Source organism: Actinomadura citrea, assembly GCF_013409045.1.
Classification (GTDB): domain Bacteria; phylum Actinomycetota; class Actinomycetes; order Streptosporangiales; family Streptosporangiaceae; genus Spirillospora; species Spirillospora citrea.
On sequence record NZ_JACCBT010000001.1, the window covers coordinates 5720606 to 5740831 of the forward strand.

Annotated in this window: 21 protein-coding genes; 5 read left to right on the forward strand and 16 right to left on the reverse strand. The window is 72.5% G+C overall.

What is annotated here, in order from left to right:
* Positions 1-7: 7 nt before the first annotated feature.
* Positions 8-664, forward strand: coding sequence for a hypothetical protein (locus tag BJ999_RS26565; RefSeq protein WP_179835795.1), 657 nt, complete (start codon positions 8-10; stop codon positions 662-664).
* Between the two features lie 198 nt (positions 665-862).
* Positions 863-2473: a cytochrome bc1 complex cytochrome b subunit gene (qcrB, locus tag BJ999_RS26570; protein ID WP_229810389.1), complete on the forward strand. Its 1611-nt coding sequence runs from the start codon at positions 863-865 to the stop codon at positions 2471-2473.
* On the opposite strand, the gene BJ999_RS26575 is transcribed toward qcrB, so the two are convergent.
* From BJ999_RS26575 to BJ999_RS26595, 5 genes are all read right to left on the reverse strand, one after another.
* Positions 2465-3031: a TetR/AcrR family transcriptional regulator gene (locus BJ999_RS26575; protein WP_179835797.1), complete on the reverse strand. Its 567-nt coding sequence runs from the start codon at positions 3029-3031 to the stop codon at positions 2465-2467. The genes qcrB and BJ999_RS26575 overlap by 9 nt on opposite strands.
* 35 nt (positions 3032-3066) lie before the next feature.
* On the reverse strand, positions 3067-3771 hold the full coding sequence (locus tag BJ999_RS26580; protein WP_229810390.1) for a Crp/Fnr family transcriptional regulator: 705 nt from the start codon (positions 3769-3771) through the stop codon (positions 3067-3069).
* A gap of 49 nt (positions 3772-3820) precedes the next feature.
* On the reverse strand, positions 3821-4450 hold the full coding sequence (locus BJ999_RS26585; RefSeq protein WP_179835798.1) for a LysE family translocator: 630 nt from the start codon (positions 4448-4450) through the stop codon (positions 3821-3823).
* A gap of 78 nt (positions 4451-4528) precedes the next feature.
* Positions 4529-5317: a DUF427 domain-containing protein gene (locus BJ999_RS26590; protein ID WP_179835799.1), complete on the reverse strand. Its 789-nt coding sequence runs from the start codon at positions 5315-5317 to the stop codon at positions 4529-4531.
* A 184-nt stretch (positions 5318-5501) separates the two neighbouring features.
* Entirely contained in the window at positions 5502-6545 is a 1044-nt protein-coding gene (locus BJ999_RS26595; protein ID WP_179835800.1) for an AraC-like ligand-binding domain-containing protein, read from the reverse strand.
* 239 nt (positions 6546-6784) lie between these two features.
* On the opposite strand from BJ999_RS26595, the gene BJ999_RS26600 reads away from it, so the two are divergent.
* Both BJ999_RS26600 and BJ999_RS26605 read left to right on the forward strand, forming a co-directional pair.
* Complete coding sequence (locus BJ999_RS26600) at positions 6785-7468, forward strand: dioxygenase family protein (RefSeq protein ID WP_179835801.1); 684 nt, start codon at positions 6785-6787, stop codon at positions 7466-7468.
* 288 nt (positions 7469-7756) lie between these two features.
* Complete coding sequence (locus BJ999_RS26605) at positions 7757-8881, forward strand: DUF2637 domain-containing protein (protein ID WP_179835802.1); 1125 nt, start codon at positions 7757-7759, stop codon at positions 8879-8881.
* A gap of 63 nt (positions 8882-8944) precedes the next feature.
* Here the strand turns inward: BJ999_RS26605 and BJ999_RS26610 are convergent, their stop codons facing one another.
* The 7 genes from BJ999_RS26610 to BJ999_RS26640 all read right to left on the reverse strand — a co-directional run bounded on the left by BJ999_RS26610 (position 8945) and on the right by BJ999_RS26640 (position 16779).
* A complete protein-coding gene (locus tag BJ999_RS26610) occupies positions 8945-9721 on the reverse strand; it encodes an SDR family NAD(P)-dependent oxidoreductase (protein WP_179835803.1) in 777 nt (258 codons plus the stop codon).
* Positions 9718-10572 (reverse strand): ABC transporter permease, encoded by an 855-nt coding sequence (locus BJ999_RS26615; protein WP_179835804.1) that lies wholly within the window; start codon positions 10570-10572, stop codon positions 9718-9720. Before BJ999_RS26615 ends, BJ999_RS26610 begins: the two co-directional genes overlap by 4 nt.
* On the reverse strand, positions 10569-11495 hold the full coding sequence (locus tag BJ999_RS26620) for an ABC transporter permease (RefSeq protein WP_179835805.1): 927 nt from the start codon (positions 11493-11495) through the stop codon (positions 10569-10571). The genes BJ999_RS26615 and BJ999_RS26620 overlap by 4 nt, the downstream gene beginning before the upstream one ends.
* Complete coding sequence (locus tag BJ999_RS26625) at positions 11485-12666, reverse strand: ABC transporter ATP-binding protein (protein ID WP_179835806.1); 1182 nt, start codon at positions 12664-12666, stop codon at positions 11485-11487. Before BJ999_RS26625 ends, BJ999_RS26620 begins: the two co-directional genes overlap by 11 nt.
* Complete coding sequence (locus tag BJ999_RS26630; RefSeq protein ID WP_179835807.1) at positions 12663-13877, reverse strand: extracellular solute-binding protein; 1215 nt, start codon at positions 13875-13877, stop codon at positions 12663-12665. Before BJ999_RS26630 ends, BJ999_RS26625 begins: the two co-directional genes overlap by 4 nt.
* Positions 13878-13922: 45 nt before the next feature.
* Positions 13923-14966, reverse strand: a complete 1044-nt coding sequence (locus BJ999_RS26635) for a LacI family DNA-binding transcriptional regulator (RefSeq protein ID WP_179835808.1) — start codon at positions 14964-14966, stop codon at positions 13923-13925.
* A 97-nt stretch (positions 14967-15063) separates the two neighbouring features.
* Positions 15064-16779 carry an MFS transporter gene (locus BJ999_RS26640; protein ID WP_229810391.1) on the reverse strand — a complete coding sequence of 572 codons (1716 nt, stop codon included), beginning with the start codon at positions 16777-16779 and terminating at the stop codon, positions 15064-15066.
* An 86-nt stretch (positions 16780-16865) separates the two neighbouring features.
* Here BJ999_RS26640 and BJ999_RS26645 point away from each other — a divergent pair, with 86 nt between their 5' ends.
* Positions 16866-17267 (forward strand): PPOX class F420-dependent oxidoreductase, encoded by a 402-nt coding sequence (locus tag BJ999_RS26645; RefSeq protein WP_179835809.1) that lies wholly within the window; start codon positions 16866-16868, stop codon positions 17265-17267.
* A 21-nt stretch (positions 17268-17288) separates the two neighbouring features.
* Here BJ999_RS26645 and BJ999_RS26650 read toward each other — a convergent pair whose 3' ends face one another.
* From BJ999_RS26650 to hypF, 4 genes are read right to left on the reverse strand one after another with little or no spacing between them, the layout of a single operon-like run.
* Positions 17289-17528 (reverse strand): hypothetical protein, encoded by a 240-nt coding sequence (locus tag BJ999_RS26650; protein ID WP_179835810.1) that lies wholly within the window; start codon positions 17526-17528, stop codon positions 17289-17291.
* Complete coding sequence (locus tag BJ999_RS26655) at positions 17525-17713, reverse strand: hypothetical protein (RefSeq protein ID WP_179835811.1); 189 nt, start codon at positions 17711-17713, stop codon at positions 17525-17527. The genes BJ999_RS26650 and BJ999_RS26655 overlap by 4 nt, the downstream gene beginning before the upstream one ends.
* Before the next feature lie 49 nt (positions 17714-17762).
* Positions 17763-17915, reverse strand: a complete 153-nt coding sequence (locus BJ999_RS26660) for a hypothetical protein (protein WP_179835812.1) — start codon at positions 17913-17915, stop codon at positions 17763-17765.
* A 45-nt stretch (positions 17916-17960) separates the two neighbouring features.
* Complete coding sequence (gene hypF / locus BJ999_RS26665; RefSeq protein ID WP_179835813.1) at positions 17961-20159, reverse strand: carbamoyltransferase HypF; 2199 nt, start codon at positions 20157-20159, stop codon at positions 17961-17963.
* Between the last annotated feature and the right edge of the window lie 67 nt (positions 20160-20226).

Genomic DNA, 20226 nt, shown 5'->3' on the forward strand with positions numbered 1-20226 from the left:
AGGCGGCATGGACAGCGTGGCGAGGAAGTTCGACCTGACGATGCTGTACGCCGCCTACGACGCCTTCCGCCGCGACGCGGCCCGGTTGGAGACGGCGGCTGCGCGGACCGCCGCCCGGCCCGGCTCCGCTCTCGGCTGGGCCTCGGCCGCGAGCACCTGGTCCCTGTTCACCTCCCACTGGAGCCTCCAGGACCGCGCCGAGAAGAACGCCCTCTGGACGGTCATGTACGCCAAGGACGCCGACGGGCCCGGTCGGATCGGCGTGGTCCTCGACGCCATGGCGGCGCTGGCGTTGAAGGCCGTCCCGCTGATCGACGGCGTGGACGCGGCGCTGGAGCACCGCGACCGCGCCGCGTTCGCCGGGTACGCGCGCGACCTGCGGGCCTCGGTGGACGCGCTGCTGGACTTCAAGGAGTCCAACGCCCTGCCCCTGATCCAGGAGACCCTCACCCCGTTCGAGTGGGGCACCTTCGACGTGGAGTTCCGTCGCGGGCTGGGGCTTCGCGGACTCGGGGTGTTCCTGCCCTGGCTGCTCGACGGCGCCCCGGACGGCACCCGCCGCGCCGTGCTGGGGCTGCTCCCGCCGCCGATCCGGCTCTGCTACCGGGCGCGCTGGCGTCCGCGCTACCTGCGCCGCGGCAGGCTCGCCGTCCCGGCGCGCTGACCCCCGCCCGCCGAGACGGCGCGTCACCGCCTCGCCGTGTGACGCGGTCCACATCCAGGAATGTCACATTTGTCGGCCGAGGTCGGTCTTTTTCCCCAGAAGCGCGACTGCCCAGAGCGCGACGGAGGGATGCGGACGATGGCGGGAACGACGGCGCCCGGTGGGGCGCGGGCCGGCACACGGAGGCCGCCCAAGGGAGTGGACGTCACGGTTCGGGCGCTGGACGAGCGGTTCGGCACCACCGGATTCGCGCGCAAGGCGCTGCGCAAGGCCTTCCCGGACCAGTGGACCTTCCTGCTCGGCGAGATCGCGATGTACTCCTTCGTGATCATTCTGCTGACCGGGGTGTACCTGACGCTGTTCTTCAAGCCGAGCATGCACGAGGTCGTCTACAACGGCTCGTACACGAAGCTGAAGGGCGTGGAGATGAGCGAGGCGTACGCCTCCTCACTCAAGATCAGCTTCGACGTGCGGGGCGGCCTGCTCGTCCGGCAGATCCACCACTGGTCGACGCTCATCTTCATGGGCTCGATCCTCGTGCACATGCTGCGCAACTTCTTCACCGGAGCGTTCCGCAAGCCCCGCGAGCTGAACTGGCTGATCGGCATCGCCATGTTCATGCTCGTGATGCTGAACGGCCTGTTCGGCTACTCGCTGCCGGACGACCTGCTGTCCGGCACGGGCCTGCGCATCCTGGAGGGCGTGCTCGCGTCGATCCCGCTGGTCGGCTCGTACGCGGTGATGTTCCTGTTCGGCGGCGAGTACCCCGGCACCGACATCATCCCGCGCCTGTACGTCATCCACGTGCTGCTGATCCCCGGCATCCTGGCGGCGCTGATCCCGCTGCACGCCGTGGTGCTGACCTGGCGGCAGACGCACACGCAGTTCCCGGGCAAGGGCAGCTCGAACACGACCGTCCGCGGCTACCCGTTCTTCCCGGTCTTCATCGCCAAGACGACGGCGTTCTTCCTGTGGGTGCTGGGCGTGACGACGCTGCTGGCCGCGTTCTTCCAGATCAACCCGATCTGGCTGTTCGGGCCCTACGACCCCGGGGCGATCAGCGCCGGGTCGCAGCCCGACTGGTACATGGGCTGGCTGGAGGGCGCGCTGCGGATCATGCCGTCCTGGGAGATCAGCGCCTGGGGCCACACCGTCGCGATGAGCGTGGTCGTCCCGGCCCTCGTGGTGCCCGGGCTGCTCTTCACCGGCCTGGCCGTCTACCCGTTCCTGGAACGCTGGGTGACCGGCGACTCGCAGATCCACCACCTGCTGGACCGGCCCCGCGACGTCCCGGCGCGCACCGGCATCGGCGTCGGCGGCGTGGTCTTCTACGGGGCGCTGTGGCTCGCGGGCGGCAACGACGTCCTCTCCCACAAGTTCGACGTCTCGCTGTTCTGGACGACGTGGTTCTTCCGTTTCCTCATCATCCTCGGACCGGTGCTGGCCTACGTCGTCACCTACCGGATCTGCGTCGGCCTGCAACACCGCGACCTCGGCCTGGCCCAGCACGGGCTGGAGACCGGCGTCATCCGCCAGTCGCCGGACGGGAAGTTCAGCGAGGTCGAGCGCCCGCTCCCGGACGAGGCGATCGCCGCGATCACCGATCCGCGCCCGGCCCCCGCCGCCGACCTGGACGTCCCGCCGCCCGTCGACGGCATCGACAGCCCCCGCGGCCGCACCGCCATGGGACGCATGCGCGCCGCCCTCAACCGCCGCTTCCGGGCCGATCTGGCCGCCGTCCCCGAACGCCGCCCGGTCGAATCCGACGGCGAGCGGCCGGCGATCGAGGAGAAGGCCGCGTCACGCTGACCCGGGCCGCTCGAACAGGAGGCGGATGACCGGGTCGGCGGCCTTCACGGGGTCGTCGCCGAGGTCCCGCAGGGCGCCGCTCAGCCACAGGTGGGCGAAGCCGTGCACGATCGACCAGGCGGCGATCCCGGCCGTCCGGTCCCCCGCGGCACGGCCGGGCGCGGCGCCGCGGACGCCCTCGGCGAGGGCCCGGCCGGCGCGGTCGCGGGCGGCGGCCACCTCCGGGTCGTCGGGGCGGTAGAGCGCGGGCGCGAACATGACCTCGAAGTGGACCCGGTGCTCGACGGCGAACCGCACGTAGGCGAGCCCGACGCCGTGCAGGTCGCTCCCGGCGGCCTCCAGGGCGTCGGCGAACAGCGTGTACCCCTCGGCGGCGACGGCCGTCAGCACGCCGGCCTTGTCGCCGAAGTGGTGGGCGGGCGCGGCGTGCGACACCCCGGCGCGGCGCGCCAGCTCGCGCAGGCTCCACGTCGCCGGGCCCGCCTCGGCGATCGCCTCGATGGCGGCGTCGAGTACGGCGCGCCTCAGGTTGCCATGGTGGTAGCCGTCACCGCTCATGCCCGAAATCCTAGGGCGGGAGGACGGGCGGGCCGTCAGTCCTGTTCCTTGGCGAACGCGCGGAGGCGGGCCAGGTCCACCACGGTGATCCTGCGCCAGCCGGTGCGGATCAGGCCCTCGCGGCGCAGCCCGCTGAGCGCGCGGGCGACGGTCTCCCGGGAGGCGTCCATCCAGCTGCCGAGCTCCTCCTGCGACAGCGGCGGCCCGATCTCGATCGACCCGTCCTCGGCGGGCGGGGCGTGGTGGGCCGAGCGCTCCGCCAGGTCGGCGAGCAGGGACGCCAGGCGCTCCGGGCCCCGGCTCGTGATGTGGGCGGTCAGCCGCCGGTCGGAGTCGTCCATGCGCTGGACGAAGGTGCCGGTGACGAGCATCCACACGTCCGGGTGCGCGTCCAGGAACCCGGTGAAGCGTGCCGCGGGGACGACCAGGGCGCGGATCGGGGCCAGCGCGGTGACGGTCGCGGCGCGCGGCCGCCCGCCGAGCACCGCGCTCTCGGCGAGCAGGTCGCCGGGGCCGCGCACGGCCAGCACCACGTCGTGGCCGTCCTCGGTCGCGGAGGTCACCTTCGCCCAGCCCCGCTCGATGATGATCACATGGTCGGACTCGTCGCCCTGGTACACGAGCGGCGCCTTGACCGGGAACGTGCGGGGACGCGCGGCGTTGCGCAGAGCGGTGCGCTGCTCGGGTTCGAGCGCCGACCAGAACGCGGAAGGCGGAGAGGACGCCGCGTACGGTACCAACAGCCGCCTCCTTTGCTCAGGGTTACCTGAACTGTAAACCCGCAGGCCCTCACTTGGGGACGGCGATAAGGCGCACGGCGAGCCCCGTGAAGACGGTCCCGCTGAAGATGTTCAGGGCGCGGGCGACGCGGCGGCTGCGCCGCAGCAGGTTCGCGAGGCGGCCGGAGAGCAGGCCGACGCAGCCGTCCACGGCAAGGCCGATCAGGACGAGCGTGACCCCGAGGACGAGCAGTTGCACCATCGGATGCCCCATGGAGGGGTTCACGAACTGCGGCAGGAAGGCGATGTTGAAGAGGATCACCTTGGGGTTCAGCAGGTTCGTGACGACGCCCTGCCAGAACGCGCGGAGCCGCCCCGGGCCGACGGGGGCCGCGTCCTCCTCGCCGGATTCGCCGCGGTCCCGGAACGACTTGATCGCGAGGTAGAGCAGGTAGGCGGCGCCGGCCCAGCGCAGCACGTGGTACAGCGCCGGCAGCGCGGTGAACAGGGCGGAGAGGCCCAGCGTCGCGGCGACCGCGTGGGTCAGGGCACCGGTGGCGACCCCCGCCGCAGCCATGAGGCCCGTGCCCGGGCCGCCGCGCCCGCCCATCGCGACGATGAACATCATGTCGGGGCCGGGCGTGACGCAGAGCGCGAGGGCGGCGACAACGAACGCCGCATAAAGGGAGGTATCGACCATGCCGAAATCATGCGGCAGGAGACCGCCGCTCCGCGAGTGCATTACGCTCCGGCGTCCCCGCGCCGCCGGCCCTGGACGTCAGGCCGGCCCTGGCGGCAGGGGCTCGATCGTCAGGGCCTCGTGGTCGAAGGACAGGTATCCGCCGATCTTCGCCGCGTCCTCCAGGGGCTCCTCGTACGACCAGGCGGCGTCCTCGGCGCCGGCCAGCGACCAGTACGTCGCCTCGCCCTTGTACGGGCAGAAGGTCCGCTTCTCGCTGCGGGTCAGCAGGTCGCGGCGGACGTCCTCGGCCGGGATGTAGTACCGGTTGCGCAGCCCGGTCTCCGACAGCAGCTTCGGCCGCCCGCTCTCGGCGACGACCTCGCCGTCGAGCAGCACCCGCACACGCCGGGACGTGGCGCGGGCGTCGACGCGGTGGAACGGGTCGCGCAGATGGCCGTGGACCTCCTCGTCCTCGTCGAACCAGGCGTCCATCCGGCCCCAGTAGAAGGCCATGTGCCCGCGCAGCCACGCCGACTCCGGCTTCGGATCCGGATATCCCCAGACCGCGTTCTCGGCCGCCCGGTCGCCCACGCGTACCGTCCAGTACACGGCGTCGCCCTTGAACGGGCAGTGCGTGGTGTGGGCGGTCTTCTCCAGCAGGTCGGAGCGCACGTCCTCCTCGGGGACGTACAGCACGGGCAGCAGCCCGGTCTCGTGCAAGAACTTCCCGCGCTCGGTGTCCAGCACCGTCTCCCCCGCGAACCGGGCACGTACCCGGCGCGGAAAGTCGTGCATGAACAACCGGTGCGCCGGCCCGTCGATCGTGAAGTTGACCTCGTCGCCGGGCGAACCGGCGAGCGGGCCCGGCTGCATGGTCAAGGACATGGCGCGGCTCCTCAGACTGCCTGACTATTCGACGCCGGAAGGCATCGTCTCCAGTTCACCACGGCGCGGCTTTCCCGGCGTGGCACGGCGGCGCCCCCTCGCGTCCTCCATCGCGTTCCTGGTCCTCCTCTTCGCGTTCCCGGGATACGGGAATCGATTCGCACCCGGCCTGGATTCGTCGGCGCTAGGCGTCACGCCGGATGCCGGTGGTGCGGGCGCGGTAGGCGCTGGGCGTCTGCCCGTAGGCGGCGCGGAACGCGCGGCTGAAGGCCGCGGCGTCCGGCAGGCCCCAGCGGTTGGCGATCGCGCCGATCCGCTGCGTGCCGAGGAACGGGTCGCCGAGTTCGCGGCGGCAGTGCTCCAGGCGGCGGGTCCGGACGTACCGGGCGACGGTCGTCCCGGTCGGCGCGAACACCCGGTAGAGCTGGCGGACGGAGATGTGGTGCGCGGCCGCGATCGCGGCGGGGCTCAGCGACGGGTCGTGCAGGCGCGCCTCGATCCACTCCTCGATCGCCCGCAGCATCTCCGCTCCCTCCGGCGACGGGCACGAGGGCGCGCCCAGCCACTCGCCGGCCGCGCCGGTGACCAGCTCGACCAGCGCGCCGCCGAGGTGGCGGGCGTAGATCCCGTCGGCCGTGCCGAACAGGTCGTCGGCCGCGGCCCCGTCCCCCGCGGCGGGCCCGGCGCCGTTCGCGGCGTCGCCCCCGCCGGCGTCCTCGGCGCCGCTCTCGGCCAGGGCGCCGAGGAAGGACGAGACGAGCCGCCCGGTCCGGGCCCGCCCGCCGAGCAGGGTGCCGCCGAACGCGGCGAGGCGCTCCTGCGGGAGCGGGACGGCGCTGTGCGGGATCACGACGGTGAAGATGTGGTGGGCGTCGAAGGAGATCTCGACCGGACGGGTGAGGTCGTAGAACACCACGTCCCCCGCCCCGACCACGGCCCGGCGGCCGTTCTGCCGCAGCACGCACGAGCCCCGCAGCACCAGGCCGAGCTTGTAGCACTCGCGGGTGTCGCGGGCGATCTGCCGGGCGCTGCGCCGCACCGCGTGCGCGGGCGCGTACACCTCTCCGGTCTCCACCGGACCCAGCGCCCGGCCGCTCAGCCGGGCGGCGAACCCGCCGGGCAGGCGCGGTTGCACGTGGAACGGCCCGAAGGCCGAGCTGATCAGGTGGCGCCAGAAGTCCGCCTGGTCGCGGGCAGGGTGGTCCGAGGTGTCAACGCGCGTGGGCATGACGCTCCTCCGGTCGGCGGGCGGGTCTCGGACGCCACCCGCAAGGCTTCTACGGCGCGTCAGGAAGGTCAATGAGCGAGTCAGTACGACGCTTCGGGCGGGCTTTGGCACTCGCCGCCAAAGTCACGGCACGCAGCGGCAAGACCGCCCCCTCCCCGGCGGCTTATACATGTCGCGGACTCGACTCCCAGGGAGCCCCGCCAACCGGAAGATCCCGGACGACCCCCGAGAGGAACCCCATGCCAGCGGACGAGCAGGAAACCGGCACCGGCCACCCCGGTGCCGGCGACGGCCAGGAGAACGGCCTCAGCCGCAAGAACTTCATCGTCGCCGCGGGCGCGGCGAGCATCGGCGCGCTCGCGCTGCCCACCGCCGTGTCCGCGGTGGCCGCGCCCGCGCAGGCCCGCACGGAGCAGCAGCCGCTCACCCCCACGCCCAAGTGCGACGACGGGGACGACTCCCCGACGCACTCGCAGATGGAGGGCCCCTACTTCAAGCCCGGCTCCCCCGAGCGCGCGTCGATCGTGACGCCCGGCATGCCGGGGACGCCCCTCACCGTGTCCGGAATCGTCTACTCGACGTCGTGCAGGCCGGTGGCCCACGCCCTGCTCGACTTCTGGCAGGCGGACTATTACGGCAATTACGACAATTACGGCTATACGCTACGTGGACATCAATACACGGACGCGTCGGGACGATTCGCCCTGAGGACGATCGTGCCCGGCCTCTACCCCGGCCGCACCCGGCACATCCACGTCAAGGCCCAGGCCCCCTACCAGCAGATCCTGACGACGCAGCTGTACTTCCCGAACGAGCCCCGGAACAGCTCCGACATGCTCTACGACCCCGCGCTGCTCATGAAGGTCCAGACCGGTCCCAGCGGACGCACCGCGAAGTTCGACTTCGTCCTGCGGGTGCCCTGACCGGGGTTCCACGGCCGGATTCCGTCACCGCTCCCGCGGAATCCCGGCCCCCCGCCAAGGCACCGGCGCGCCTTGGCGGGGGGCTCCCGCCAAGGCGCTGCGGGAGCTCCCGCTATGACGCCGCGGCGGCTCCCGCCTGCGGTTTTTTGCGAGGTTCCCCCGGCGCGCCCCGCCGTTTCGCGGGGAACGGGACCGAGACGTGATGCGAATCGCCCACGAAACGGCAAAGGAATGGATAGTCTCCCACCGATCACTTTTAGTTGTGAGAAATCTGGGAGCACACGCCGCATGAGCGCTGCCAACCGGGCACAGGTCATCACACGGTGGGGGGCCATCGCCTTCATGGCGGCCGCGGTCCTGACCGCCACCGCCGGTGGCTTCGCCCAGTCCTATGCCGGTCTCTATCACTGGGCCCTGGAACACGGCCTGCGGGGCTGGAAGGCCGAGTCGTTCCCCCTGCTGGTCGACCTGTTCATCATCGTCGGTGAACTCGGGTTGTTCCTGCTGGCCATCGACGCCTTCGTCATCAAGCGCCGGGCCCTGATGAGCTGGCTCGACTTCTGCCTGCCGCTGACCATCGCCCTCGCGGGCTGGACGGCCAGCCTCATCTTCAACGTCGGCCACGTCGGCCACAAGACCTTCTCCTTCCAGGCGACCGCCGCGGTCCCTCCGATCGTGTCGATGCTCGGCCTGTTCGTCCTGCTGCGGACGCTCCACCGGTACGTGTCGCAGAAGACCGAGGAGGAGGAGGCCAAGCAGCCCGAGCCGCAGACGCGCGCGATCGCCGGGCCGGTCACGCTGAACCAGATCACGCTGATGCCGCTGCGCAACACCGGCCCGTTCCCGCAGATCCAGGTCCCCGGGTACTCCGGCAAGGCGATCGAGTCCGGGACCCCGGGCAGGGCCGAGGCCAAGCGTGCGCCCGCGGGCGAGGCCGCCCCGGCCGCGCCGGCCGCCTCCGCTCCGGCCGCGGCCCCCGCCGCGACCGAGGCCCCCGAGCCCGCGCCCGCGCCCGCACCCGCACCCGCCCCCGAGCCTGAGCCGGAGCTGGCCGTGGTCAGCGCCGCGTCGCGCGGCAGCCTCAACGGGCGCAGCTCCTACGGCGCCGCCCCCGAGGAGGCCGCGCCCGCCGGGCCCCCGCCGGAGAACCTGCGGTCCCTCGTCATCGACATCCTCGAACGCCGCCACGGCGACGTCGCCGCGACGCTCGCCGAGGTCAGGGCCGAGGGCTACCGCTGCGACGAGGCCGAGATCCAGCGGATCAGCGACAACCACTGGTTCCCGTACGCGGTGTACCGGCTGCTGGCCAAGCACCACGGCGACGGCGAGCTGGTCGCGCAGGAGCTGAGCGCCCAGGGCATCGTCTACGACCAGGTGACGCTGGACGCGCTCGTCCAGTCCTGGCGCGTCTGACCCCGCGCCCGTCCGCGCGTTCCGGACCGGCCGCCCGCCACCGCGGGCGGCCGGTCCGCGCTTTCACCGCCTTGGGCCCGCATCCTCGGACTCGCGCCGCCGCTCCTCGGACGGGTCGGTCCGCAGCCGCGCGTGCAGGCCGCCGTCCACGCGAAGGACGTGCCCGTTGAGCTGCGACGCCGCCGGGGACGCCAGGAACAGCGCCGCGTCCGCGACCTCCTCCGGCGCGGTGGTGCGCCCGGCCGGGAGGTCGGTCGCGGGCCGGACCTCCCCGCCGACGCTGGCGGGAGCGATGCAGTTCGCGCGGATGCCGAGTCCGCCCAGTTCTACGGCGATCGCCCGGCTGAGCGCCTCGATTCCCGCCTTGGTCACGTCGTAGGCGCTCTGGTCCTCGTGCGCGCGGGATCCGCCCGGCGAGGACAGGCTGACGATCGTCCCGCCGCGCCCGGCGTCGCGCCAGTGGCGGACCGCCCGCACCGACAGCAGGTACGCCGAGCGCAGGTTGGCGGCGATCACCGCGTCCCAGACGCCGGCGTCGATGTCGATGAACGGGGTGCGCAGCCCGGTCATCGCGGCGTTGTTGACGAGCACGTCCAGGCCGCCGTCCCGCGCGACCCTGGCGAAGACGGCGTCGGCGACGTCCTCGCGGGCCAGGTCGCCGGGCATCGTCGCCACCCGCGGGTCGCCGTCGTGGACCGCGAGGCCGCCGGCGTCCACGTCGACGGCGAGCACGGCGGCGCCCGCGTCGGCGAACCGCCGTACCAGCGCGCGGCCGATCAGCCCCGCCGCGCCGGTGACCAGCACCCGCTCCCCCGTGTAGTCGAACCGGACAGCGCTCATTCGGCCGGGGCCTCCCTCACCTGCGCGACGATCTGCGTCGGGTTGACGAACATCAGGGCGATGACCAGCAGCACCGCCGACAGGGCCATGTAGATGACGGCCATCGCGTCGATGGCCTGGGCTGCGCGGATCCCGGGCGTGAACGCGGCGCTGTACAGCGCGACGACCAGCGTCTGGCTGTCGGCGTCCGCCACCAGGAACGTCAGCTCGAACATGGCGACGGTCCGCACGAGGACCAGGATCCCGGCGGCGAGGATCCCCGGCAGCAGGAGCGGCACCAGCACCCGCGCGAACACCTGCCGGGTGCGGGCGCCGCACATCCGCGCCGCCGACTCCACGTTCGCGTCGATCTGCTCCACGAACGGCGTCATCACCAGCACGACGAACGGCAGCGCCGGGACGAGGTTCGCCGCGATCACGCCCGTCATCGTCCCGGCCAGGTGCACCTTGTACAGGACGGTCGCGAGCGGGATCCCGTAGGTGATCGGCGGCAGCACCACGGGGAGCAGCAGCAGGACCGTCACGATCCGCTTGCCGGGAAAGTCGCGCCGTGCCAGCGCGTACCCGGCCGGGACGCCGATGAGCAGCGACAGCGCGACCACGATCAGCGTGATCTCCAGCGTCGCGGTCAGCACGTCGCCGAGCGCGAACTCCGCCCAGGCGTCGGAGTACCACGCGCCGGTGAAGCCCTGCGGCAGCCACCCGCCGAACCATTTCGTGCCGAACGAGTTCACGACCACCGACAGGATCAGCGCGGCCAGGTTCACCAGGAAGAACGCGACGAACAGCCAGACGGCCCAGCCGCCCGGCCTGCTCGTCGGCGGCCGGCGCGGGCGCGAGACGACGGTCATGATCCCTTACCTCCCGACGCGGGCCCGGTGTAGAGGCGGCCGCGCAGCAGCAGCGTGACCGCGATGACGAGCAGCTCGAACACGCCCATCAGCACGGCGATGGTGGAGGCCATCGAGTAGTCGTACTTCTCGAACGCCGCCTGGTAGGCCGCGATCGCCATCACCCGCGTCTCCCCGGCCGGCTCGCCGACGAGGTTCGCGGACGGGAACACCGAGAACGCCAGCACGAACGCGAGCACGAACGTCGTCGCTAGCCCCGGCGCGAGCAGCGGCAGCACGATCCGCCGCATCCGCTGCCAGGGCCCGGCGCCGAGCGTGGCCGCGGCGCGCTCCAGCGTCGGATCGATGCCCGACATGTAGGCCAGCACCAGCAGGAACGCGAACGGGAACCCGGTGATGAGCAGCGAGAACAGCACGCCCCAGTAGTTGTAGACGAGCCGGACGGGTTCGTCCACGACGCCGAGGTCGAGCAGCACCCGGTTGAACCAGCCCTTGGGGCCGAGGTAGCGCAGCAGGCCGTCCGCGACCAGGACCGTGCCGAGCGTCACCGGCAGGACGAGGAGCGCCGTCAGCGGCCGCCGGCCGCGGAACCGGCCGCGCAGCCGGTACGCGATCGGCACCGACGCGCCGACGTTGATCAGGGCGGCGGGCAGCGCCAGCCTGAGCGTCTTGCCGATGGTGCCGCGCTGGTAGGAGTCGCGGAAGAAGGCGGCGTAGTTGCCGAACGGGCCGCCGCCGTCCTTCGGCTGCAGCGAAAGCCCCATTCCGTACATCATCGGGTAGAGGAACAGCAGCGCGACGACGAGCACGGCGGGCGCCAGCAGGAGCAGCACGCGGTCGACGCCGCGCTCGGCGAGCCGGTGCCGCAGGCCGCCGCGCCGGGGCATCCGTGCCTCGCCGCGGGCGGGGGCCTCAACCGCCATCGCGCGCCCCCGTCTCCCCGAGCGCCTCGGCGGCGGGTCGGTCGAGCGCCCGCGCCGCCTCCCGCACGCTCTCCCCGAACACGAGCACGCGCTCGGGCGGGACGGTCAGCGCGACCCGCTCCCCCGGCGCGACCCGCTCCGGCGTCCTGAAATGGATGACGCGCCCGCCGTCCGTCACGGCCTCGGCGGCGACCTCCCGGCCGTGGAACTCCGCCACCTCGACGCGGACCCTCACGAGGTTCTCGGCCGTCGCCGTGTCGGGGGACCCGGCGACCTGGAAGTCCTCCGGCCGGACGGCCGCGACCGCGCGCGGCCCGCCGATCGGCTGCCGGCTCCGCCCGGTCAGGGTCAGCCCGCTCTCGCCGCCGAGCCGGACCGTCCCGTCGCCGGACGACAGGACGGGCAGCTCCAGCAGGTTCCGGTAGCCCATGAACCCGGCGATGTAGGTGCCGGCCGGGTGGGTGTAGACGTCCTCGGGCGTCCCGATCTGCTCGATCCGTCCCGAGCGCAGCACCACGACCCGGTCGGCGAGCGCGAGCGCCTCCTCCTGGTCGTGCGTCACGTAGACGGTGGTCAGTCCGAGATCCTGGTGGATGCGCCGGATCTCGGTGCGCATCTGCACGCGGAGCTTGGCGTCCAGGTTGGACAGCGGCTCGTCCATCAGCACGAGCCTCGGCCGCAGCACGATCGCGCGGGCGATCGCGACCCGCTGCTGCTGGCCGCCCGACAGCTGTCCGGGCAGCCTGCCGGCGTGCTCGGTCAGCTCGACGGTGCGCAGCGCCTCGTCCACCCTCCGCGCGGTCTCCGCCTTCCCGACCCGCCGCACCGACAACCCGAACGCCACGTTCCTGCGGACGGACAGGTGCGGGAACAGCGCGTAGTTCTGGAACACCATCCCGAACCCGCGCCGCTCCGGCGGCAGCGTGTCGATGCGCTCCTCGTCCAGCCAGATCGCGCCGCCGGACAGCGGCAGCAGCCCGGCCAGGCAGTTCAGCGCGGTGGACTTCCCGCATCCGGACGGTCCGAGCAGCGCGATGAACTCGCCGCCCTCGATCAGCAGATCGAACCCGCTCAGCGCGGTCGCCTTCCCGAACCGCCGCGTGACGCCGTCCAGGCGCAGCCGCCCGAACCCGGGCCGCGCGTCCCGCTCCGTCGCGGTGCCGAGCGTCATGACTGCTTGACCTTCTGCCCGCCCACCTCGCGGTCCCAGCGGTCGAAGGCGGCGACGAGCGCCCTGGCGTCGAGCGGCGGGGCCTTGGGGCTGCCGGCGATGAGCGAGTCGTACTCCGGGCGGCCGTACTCCTTGATCGCCTTCTGGCTCTCGGCCGGGGCCATGTCGAGCGTCACGCCCTTCACAGCGGGGCCCGGGTAGAAGTAGCCCCTGTCGTAGGTGATCGCCTGCTGCTTCGGCTGGAGCGCGAACTTCACCAGGTCGAGCAGGACGGCGAGCTTCCCGCCGGACACGCCCTTCGGGACGACCATGTAGTGGGCGTCGGTGACCCAGGTGAAGCCCTCCAGGGGCTGGATCCGCACGTCCTTCGGCACCTGGCCGAGGACGCGCGGGTTGATGTCCCAGCCGGTGGTGCTGAGGATGATGTCGCGGGTGCCCTCGCCCAGTTCCTTCATCGTCTGCGAGGTGCCGGTCGGGTAGTACTCGATGTACCGGTCGAGGTCCTTGAGGTAGGTCCAGGTCTTGGGCCAGCCGTTCGAGGGGTCCTTGGGGTCGGGGTCCTTGAGGATGTAGGGCAGGCCCATGAGCCACGTCCGTCCGGGGCCGGAGTTGGACGGGCGGGCGTACTCCAGCTTTTTCGGATGCGCCTTCGCCCAGGCCAGCAGGGCCTCGGCCGTCTTCGGCGGGTCCGGGACCCTCTTCGGGTCGTACTCCAGCAGCGGGCCGGAGGGGTAGTACGTCACGACGACGCCCCGGCCCTGCGCGAGGTCCTGCATCTTGGCGGCGGGCTCCAGGTACTGCGACCTCAGATCGGGCAGCTTGGCGGCGTACCTGCCCGCGAGGTCGACCCACAGGTTCTGCTCCAGGCCGGCGGAGAGGCCGTCGGTGCCGGTCAGCACGAGGTCGATGTCGAGGCGTCCGGCGTCCTGCTGCGCCTTGACCTTGCCGGCCAGCTCGGGCGCGGTGGCCTTGGTGTAGGTGATCCTGCCGACGAGCTCCGGGTGCTCCTTCCTGTAGTTCTCGAAGATCTGCTGGGTGAGCTGGAGGTTGCCGGCGACGTCGATGATGTTGAGGGTGACGGGCTTGGACGGGAGCCGGACGTCCGAGGCGGCCGGTTCGGAGGCGGCGCCGCCCGAGTCGGGCGCCCCGCAGGCGGTCATCAGCAGGCCGGCGGCGGCGAGGGTGAGGAGTGCGGATCGAGGAGTTCTCATGGCGGATCCTCCAGGCAGGACGTGCGGTCCTACGGGCTGGGCCGGTCACGCCGGCCCGGTGGTGCCTCTGATCAGCAGTCGGGTCGCCAGCTCGGTCGCCGGCGGCAGCGGAGGCGCCTTGGGCGCCCGGGGGTCGAGCATCGCGTGCACGGTCGCGGCGGCCGCCCGCGACAGCGCGTTGACGGGCATGGCCACGCTGGTGAGCGGCGGGTTGGTCATCGAGGCCATCGGGACGTCGTCGAACCCGACGATGCTGAGCTCGCCGGGCACCGGCACGCCGCGCGCGGCGAGCCGGGACAGCACGCCGAGCGCGACCAGGTCGTTGTAGGCGAACACCGCGGTGACGCCCGCGGCGAGCACCTCGTCCGCCGCCCGGTACCCGCCGGTGAAGCGCGGCTCGTACGGGCCGAGGTCCACCGGCTCGATGCCGCGTTCCGCGCAGGCGGCGCCGAGGAACCTGCGCCGCTGCCGGTTGGACCAGGAGTTGGCGGGGCCGGAGAGGTAGGCGCAGCGGCGGTGGCCGAGCGCGTGGACGTGCGCGACCGCCTGCTCCATGCCGGGCCGGAAGTCCAGCAGGACCGAGGGCGCCGCCCCGCTGGTCCGGTTCGCCAGCACCACGGCGGTTCTGGCCGCGACGGCGCGCAGCCGCGCCCCGGTCATGCGCGGGGCGCACAGGATCAGCCCGTCCACCCGCTCCACCATGGCCTCGGCCAGCCGGACCTCCGTCGCGGTGTCCTCGTCGGTATCGGCCAGGAACACCGCGTACTCGGTGTCCCGGAAGTAGGCCTCGACGCCCTTGATGAACGGCGCGAAGAACGGGTTGGCGATGTCGGGGACGATCAGGCCGACGTTGCGGGTGCGCCCGAGGACCAGCGACTGCGCCGCCCGGTTCGGCCGGTAGCCCAGCCGTTCGGCGCATTCGAGCACGCGCCGCCGGGTCTCGGCGTTCACGAGCTCGGGATTGTTCAGGGCGCGCGACACCGTGGACGGCGACACCCCGGCGAGCCTCGCCACGGCCCGGATCGAGGCCCGGGGGCCCTCGGCACGGCGGCGCCCGGTCGCGCCTCCGCCGGTGCCCGTACCGCCCATGCCGAGGAGTATGAAAACGTTTGCGGAACAGTGTCAAGAGCCCGGCGGAAAGCCCCCGGCCGGGCGGGGTGGCCGGGGGCTCTCGGTCGGGGCCGGGTCAGGCGGCGCCGCGCCCCGCCTTCTGCGGCGCGGGCTCGTCGGCGACGGCGTCGTCGTCGTGCACGTACCGGCGCCCGCGCAGCAGCGACACCAGCGCCGCCACCAGCGACATCGCGATCGCCAGGCCGAACACGATGACCAGGCCGTGGTGGAACGGCTCGGAGATCAGGTGCGGGAAGTACGAGCGGCCGGTGAGCGTGGCCACGTCGTCCGGCGCGAGCCCGCCGAGCACGTGGAACGGAGCGAGTAGGTTCTGGATCGGGTTGTATCCGAGGAACGCCGCGAACAGCGTGCCGACCGGCGGCAGTTCGCCCACCCGCGCGGCCGGCCCGGCCGGAACGCCGTGCTCGGTCAGGCCCTGCGTCAGCGTCCTCGGCAGCGTGTCGGCCAGGCCGGCGATCATCAGCGAGAAGAACACGCCGATCGACAGCACCATGCCGGCGTTCATGAAGGTGGCGCGCATCCCGGAGGCCACGCCGCGCTGGTCCGCCGGGACCGAATTCATGATCGCGGTGGTGTTGGGGGCGGCGAACAGCCCGGAGCCGATCCCGTTGAGGAAGATCAGCAGCGCGAAGGTGGTGTACCCGAAGTCGGTCGGGATCACCAGCAGCCCGGCGAAGGCCAGCGCCGACAGCACCAACCCGCCGGAGGCGAACGCGCGGGCGCCGTGCCGGTCGGACAGGTGCCCGGAGAGCGGCCCGGCGACCAGGAAGCCGGCGGTGAGCGGCAGCAGGTAGATGCCCGCCCACAGCGGGGTGTCCTCGTAGTCGTAGCCGTGCAGCGGCAGCCAGATGCCCTGCAGCCAGATGATCAGCATGAACTGCATCCCGCCGCGCGAGATCGCGGCGAGCAGCCCGGCCAGGTTGCCGGCCGCGAAGGCCCGGATGCGGAACAGGCTCAGGTGGAACATCGGCTGCTCGACCCTGGTCTCGATCCAGCAGAACACCGCCAGGACGGCGAGGCCGCCGATCACCCCGGCGAGCACCCAGGGATTCGTCCAGCCCATGTCGTGCCCGCCGTAGGGCTGGATGCCGTAGGTGATCGCGGCGAGCAGCGCGGTCAGCCCCACCGCGAACGTCACGTTGCCGAGCCAGTCGATCCTGGCGCCCACCGCCCGCTTGGCGGTCTCGACGAGGCTCCGGTACGCCCAGATCGTCCCGACGATCCCGATGGGCGCCGAGGCGAAGAACACCAGCCGCCAGTTGATCTCGCTCAGCAGCCCACCGGCGACCAGGCCGATGAACGTCCCGGCGATCCCCGCGACCTGGTTGACGCCCATTGCCATGCCGCGCCGGTGGGCGGGGAACGCGTCGGTGAGGATCGCGGCCGAGTTCGCCATCAGCATGGCGCCGCCGATCCCCTGGAGCACCCGCCAGCCGATGAGCCAGAGCGCACCGGCGCCCCCGTGCAGCGGGTCGAGCGCCAGCACGAGCGTCCCGACCGTGAAGACCGCGAACCCGGCGTTGTACATCCGGACGCGCCCGAACATGTCCCCGAGCCGCCCGAGCGTCACCACCAGCACGGCCGAGACGAGCATGTAGCCCATCAGCATCCAGAGCAGGTAGCTGACATTGCCCGGTTCGAGGGGGTTCAGATGGATGCCGCGGAAGATCGCCGGCAGCGAGATGATCACGATCGATGAGTTGACCGTGGCCAACAGCATGCCCAGCGTCGTGTTGCTCAGCGCGATCCACGAATAGTGCTTGGACGGCACGCCGCCCCCTCCCCGTCTCAGATAGTTTCTTACGCTAACTAATCATAACTCCGTCGTATCCGGCCAGTCCGGATAGGCTTCCTCCAGTGGACGGACGACACCGGCTGGACCTCACCGACGAGCGGCTCATCGCCTTCTGGCGGGAACGCCACCTGTGCACCCTCGTCACCCTCCGCCGGGACGGCACCCCGCACTCGGTCCCCGTCGGCGCGACGCTGGACGCCGGCACCGTACGTGTGATCACCTCGGCCTCCTCGGCGAAGGCCCGCCACGTTCGCGACGCCGGCGCTTCCGGCCTGCCCGTCGCCGTCACCCAGGTGGACGGCCGCCGCTGGTCGACCATCGAGGGCCGCGCCGTCCTGCGGACCGACCCGGCCTCCGTCGCGCACGCGGAGGACCTCTACACCGCCCGCTACAAGCCGCCGCGCCCGAACCCGAACCGCGTCGTCATAGAGATCACCGCCACTCGGGTCCTGGGCAACCTCTGACACCGCCCCGAGCGGGCGGGGTCAGTAGGCGTAGGCGACCGAGCAGCCCAGGCCACTCCCCGAGGCCTCCGCGAAGCGGCCGTCACGCACTCTGCCGAAGGAGTCGACTCCTCCCAGACAGGCGTACCGGGGGTGGTCGTCGGTGGCGATGATGAAGGCCGTCACGACGTTCGGTCTGCTCTTGTAGGTCTGGGTGACCTTCATCGGCCTGCCGGCGGAGAAGGAGAAGATGACGGAGCTCGGCGGCCGCGCCTTCTTCATCGCGCCGTAGCCCGCCCGTCCGGGTGCATCACGGCGGTGGTGACCGCCGCGGAGTCGTCGGGTTGCCGGAACAGGACGCGGCCGCCCCGCAGGTCGGCGCCTCGCACGCCCGTGTCGAGGGCGTGCACGGCGACGTTCCCGACTCCGCGCTCATGGAAGGGGCCGGGTTCGGCCTCCGACCGCACATCCCCGATGGTGTAGCCGAGCGTGCGGTCGTCCCGCGCCCAGACGATCTCACCGACGACGGAGGGGGCGGCCGTCCGCCAGCAGGTGCACCGCGCCGATGGAGGCGGCGACCGACACGGCCAGCGCCAGCGGGGCCGCCCATCGCCGGATGAACCATGACCTCGGCCGGGCCCCCGGTGACTCGTCTCCTTCGTCCGCCATCCGATGATCATGCCTTCCGGAACCGGCGCCAGGGCGGGCGCGGAGTCAGCCGCGGGCGGTGGCGACGGCCGCCTGGCCGAGGCTGATGCCGCCGTCGTTGGGAGGGACGCGGTGGTGGGTCAGCACCTCGAAGCCCACGCCGGCGAGGCCGGTGACGGCGCGGTCGAGCAGGAGCATGTTCTGGAACACGCCACCGGAGAGCGCGACCGTGCCGATGCCCGTCTCCGCCCTGATGCGGGAGGCGGCGGTGACGACGAGCGCAGCGACGCCGTTGTGGAAGCGCGCGGCGATCGTCGGGACGGGGACGTTCGCCTTGAGGTCGGCCACCACCGCGTCCAGGAACTCTCCGCCCGCGACGGTGAAGCCGGTCGCGCCGTTCAGGCACGCCGAATATGTGCCGGTTTCGGCGATGTCGGCGCACTGCTCCAGCTCGATGGCGGCCTGCCCCTCGTAGTTGACGCGGTCGCGGACGCCGAGGACGGCGGCGACCGCGTCGAAGAGGCGGCCCATGCTGGAGGTCGGCGGGGCGTTGACGCCGCGCCGGGCGAGGGCGGTGACCGCGGCCCATTCGGGGCGGCGGGCCACCGGCAGGTCGTCAGGGACCCCGTAGGCCGCCGCCATGCGCCACGGCTCGCGGATCGCGGCGGCGCCGCCGGGCAGCGGAACCGGCTCCAGATGCCCGGCGCGCTCGAAGCCGCGCAGGTCGGCGACCAGGAACTCGCCGCCCCACAGGGTGCCGTCGGTCCCGTACCCGGTGCCGTCGAACGCCACGCCGATCACCGGGCCGTCCGCGCCGTTGTCGGCGAGGCAGGAGGCGATGTGCGCGTGGTGGTGCTGGACGGCGACCCCGGGCAGGTCCTGGTCGAGCGCGTACTTCGTGGACAGGTACTCCGGGTGCGGGTCGTAGGCGATCAGCTCGGGCGCGATGTCGAACAGCCGCCGGAAGTGCTCGATGCCCTCCTCGAAGGCGCGGAGCGTCTCGTGGTTCTCCAGGTCGCCGATGTGGTGGGAGACGAACGCCCGGCTGTCGCGGGTCAGGCAGAACGTGTTCTTCAGCTCCGCGCCGCACGCCAGCACCGGGCGGCCGGCGGGGACGCGAATCGGCTCCGGCGCGTAGCCGCGGGACCGCCGGACGGGCAGCGTCCGGCCGCGGAACGCCCGCATCACCGAGTCGTCGGTCCGGGTGTGGATGGGCCGGTCGTGCACGAGGAAGGCGTCGGCGATGCCGGCGAGCCGTTCCAGGGCGTCCTCGTCCCGGTAGGCGATCGGCTCGTCCGAGACGTTTCCGCTGGTCAGAACGATGGGCTCGGTGACGAGCAGGTGGTGCAGCGGGGTGTAGGGCAGCATGAGGCCGACGGACCGGTTGCCCGGTGCGACCGCGTCCGCGAGGGCCGCGTCCGGTCGGCGCCGCGCCGGCACGATCGGGCGGCGCGGTCCGGTGAGCAACGCCTCCTCGGCCGGCGTGAGGTCGCACAGGTCCCGGGCCGCCTCCAGGTCGGGGACCATCACGGCGAACGGCTTGTCCTCGCGGTGCTTGCGGGAGCGCAGCGCGGCCACCGCGCCGCGGTCCGCCGCCCGTGCCGCGAGGTGGTAGCCGCCGAGGCCCTTGACGGCGAGGACCGCGCCGTCCGCGAGCACCGTCCGCGCGGCGTCCAGGGGATCGCCGGCATGGGGGCGCAGGGTGAGGGACGGACCGCAGGCGGGGCAGCACACCGGCTGGGCGTGGAACCTGCGGTCGGCCGGGTCCCGGTACTCGGCGGCGCACGGCCCGCACATCGCGAAGCCCGCCATGGTCGTGTTCGGACGGTCGTACGGAACGCCCGTGACGATCGTGAAGCGCGGCCCGCAGGCGGTGCAGTTGATGAACGGGTACCGGTGGCGCCGGTCGCCCGGATCGCGCATCTCGCGCAGGCAGTCGTCGCAGGTCGCCGCGTCCCACGACACGAGGGCCCGGCGCTCACCCGACGCGTCGCTTCCCACGATGGCGAAGCCGCCGCGCCCGACGGCGTCCAGCTCCCGCGTCGTGACGCGCTCGACGAGGGCGAGCCGGGGCGGGCGCGTGCGCAGCCCGTCCAGGAAGCGCCCGACCTCGTCGGGGGCGCCCTCGACCTCGATGAACACGCCGCCCGCGTCGTTGCCGACCAGCCCCGACAGCCCGAGGCCGGTCGCGAGACCGTGCACGAACGGCCGGAACCCGACGCCCTGCACGACTCCTTCGACGCGGACACCGACCCTGACGTCCACCCCGCCATTCTGCCTCGCCGGTCACCGCCGACGACTGAAGGCGGCTACAGGGCGTGTCTCAATGACG

Coding starts and splice junctions, on each gene's coding strand:
- BJ999_RS26660 (WP_179835812.1), bottom strand. CDS start 17,915: ATGGCGGACGAAGGAGACGAGTCACCGGGGGCCCGGCCGAGGTCATGG.
- BJ999_RS26635 (WP_179835808.1), bottom strand. CDS start 14,966: ATGGGCGGTACGGGCACCGGCGGAGGCGCGACCGGGCGCCGCCGTGCC.
- BJ999_RS26590 (WP_179835799.1), bottom strand. CDS start 5,317: ATGTCCTTGACCATGCAGCCGGGCCCGCTCGCCGGTTCGCCCGGCGAC.
- BJ999_RS26575 (WP_179835797.1), bottom strand. CDS start 3,031: ATGAGCGGTGACGGCTACCACCATGGCAACCTGAGGCGCGCCGTACTC.
- BJ999_RS26610 (WP_179835803.1), bottom strand. CDS start 9,721: ATGAGCGCTGTCCGGTTCGACTACACGGGGGAGCGGGTGCTGGTCACC.
- BJ999_RS26565 (WP_179835795.1), top strand. CDS start 8: ATGGACAGCGTGGCGAGGAAGTTCGACCTGACGATGCTGTACGCCGCC.
- BJ999_RS26620 (WP_179835805.1), bottom strand. CDS start 11,495: ATGGCGGTTGAGGCCCCCGCCCGCGGCGAGGCACGGATGCCCCGGCGC.
- BJ999_RS26605 (WP_179835802.1), top strand. CDS start 7,757: ATGAGCGCTGCCAACCGGGCACAGGTCATCACACGGTGGGGGGCCATC.
- BJ999_RS26625 (WP_179835806.1), bottom strand. CDS start 12,666: ATGACGCTCGGCACCGCGACGGAGCGGGACGCGCGGCCCGGGTTCGGG.
- BJ999_RS26615 (WP_179835804.1), bottom strand. CDS start 10,572: ATGACCGTCGTCTCGCGCCCGCGCCGGCCGCCGACGAGCAGGCCGGGC.
- BJ999_RS26585 (WP_179835798.1), bottom strand. CDS start 4,450: ATGGTCGATACCTCCCTTTATGCGGCGTTCGTTGTCGCCGCCCTCGCG.
- BJ999_RS26630 (WP_179835807.1), bottom strand. CDS start 13,877: ATGAGAACTCCTCGATCCGCACTCCTCACCCTCGCCGCCGCCGGCCTG.
- BJ999_RS26595 (WP_179835800.1), bottom strand. CDS start 6,545: ATGCCCACGCGCGTTGACACCTCGGACCACCCTGCCCGCGACCAGGCG.
- BJ999_RS26600 (WP_179835801.1), top strand. CDS start 6,785: ATGCCAGCGGACGAGCAGGAAACCGGCACCGGCCACCCCGGTGCCGGC.
- BJ999_RS26650 (WP_179835810.1), bottom strand. CDS start 17,528: ATGAAGAAGGCGCGGCCGCCGAGCTCCGTCATCTTCTCCTTCTCCGCC.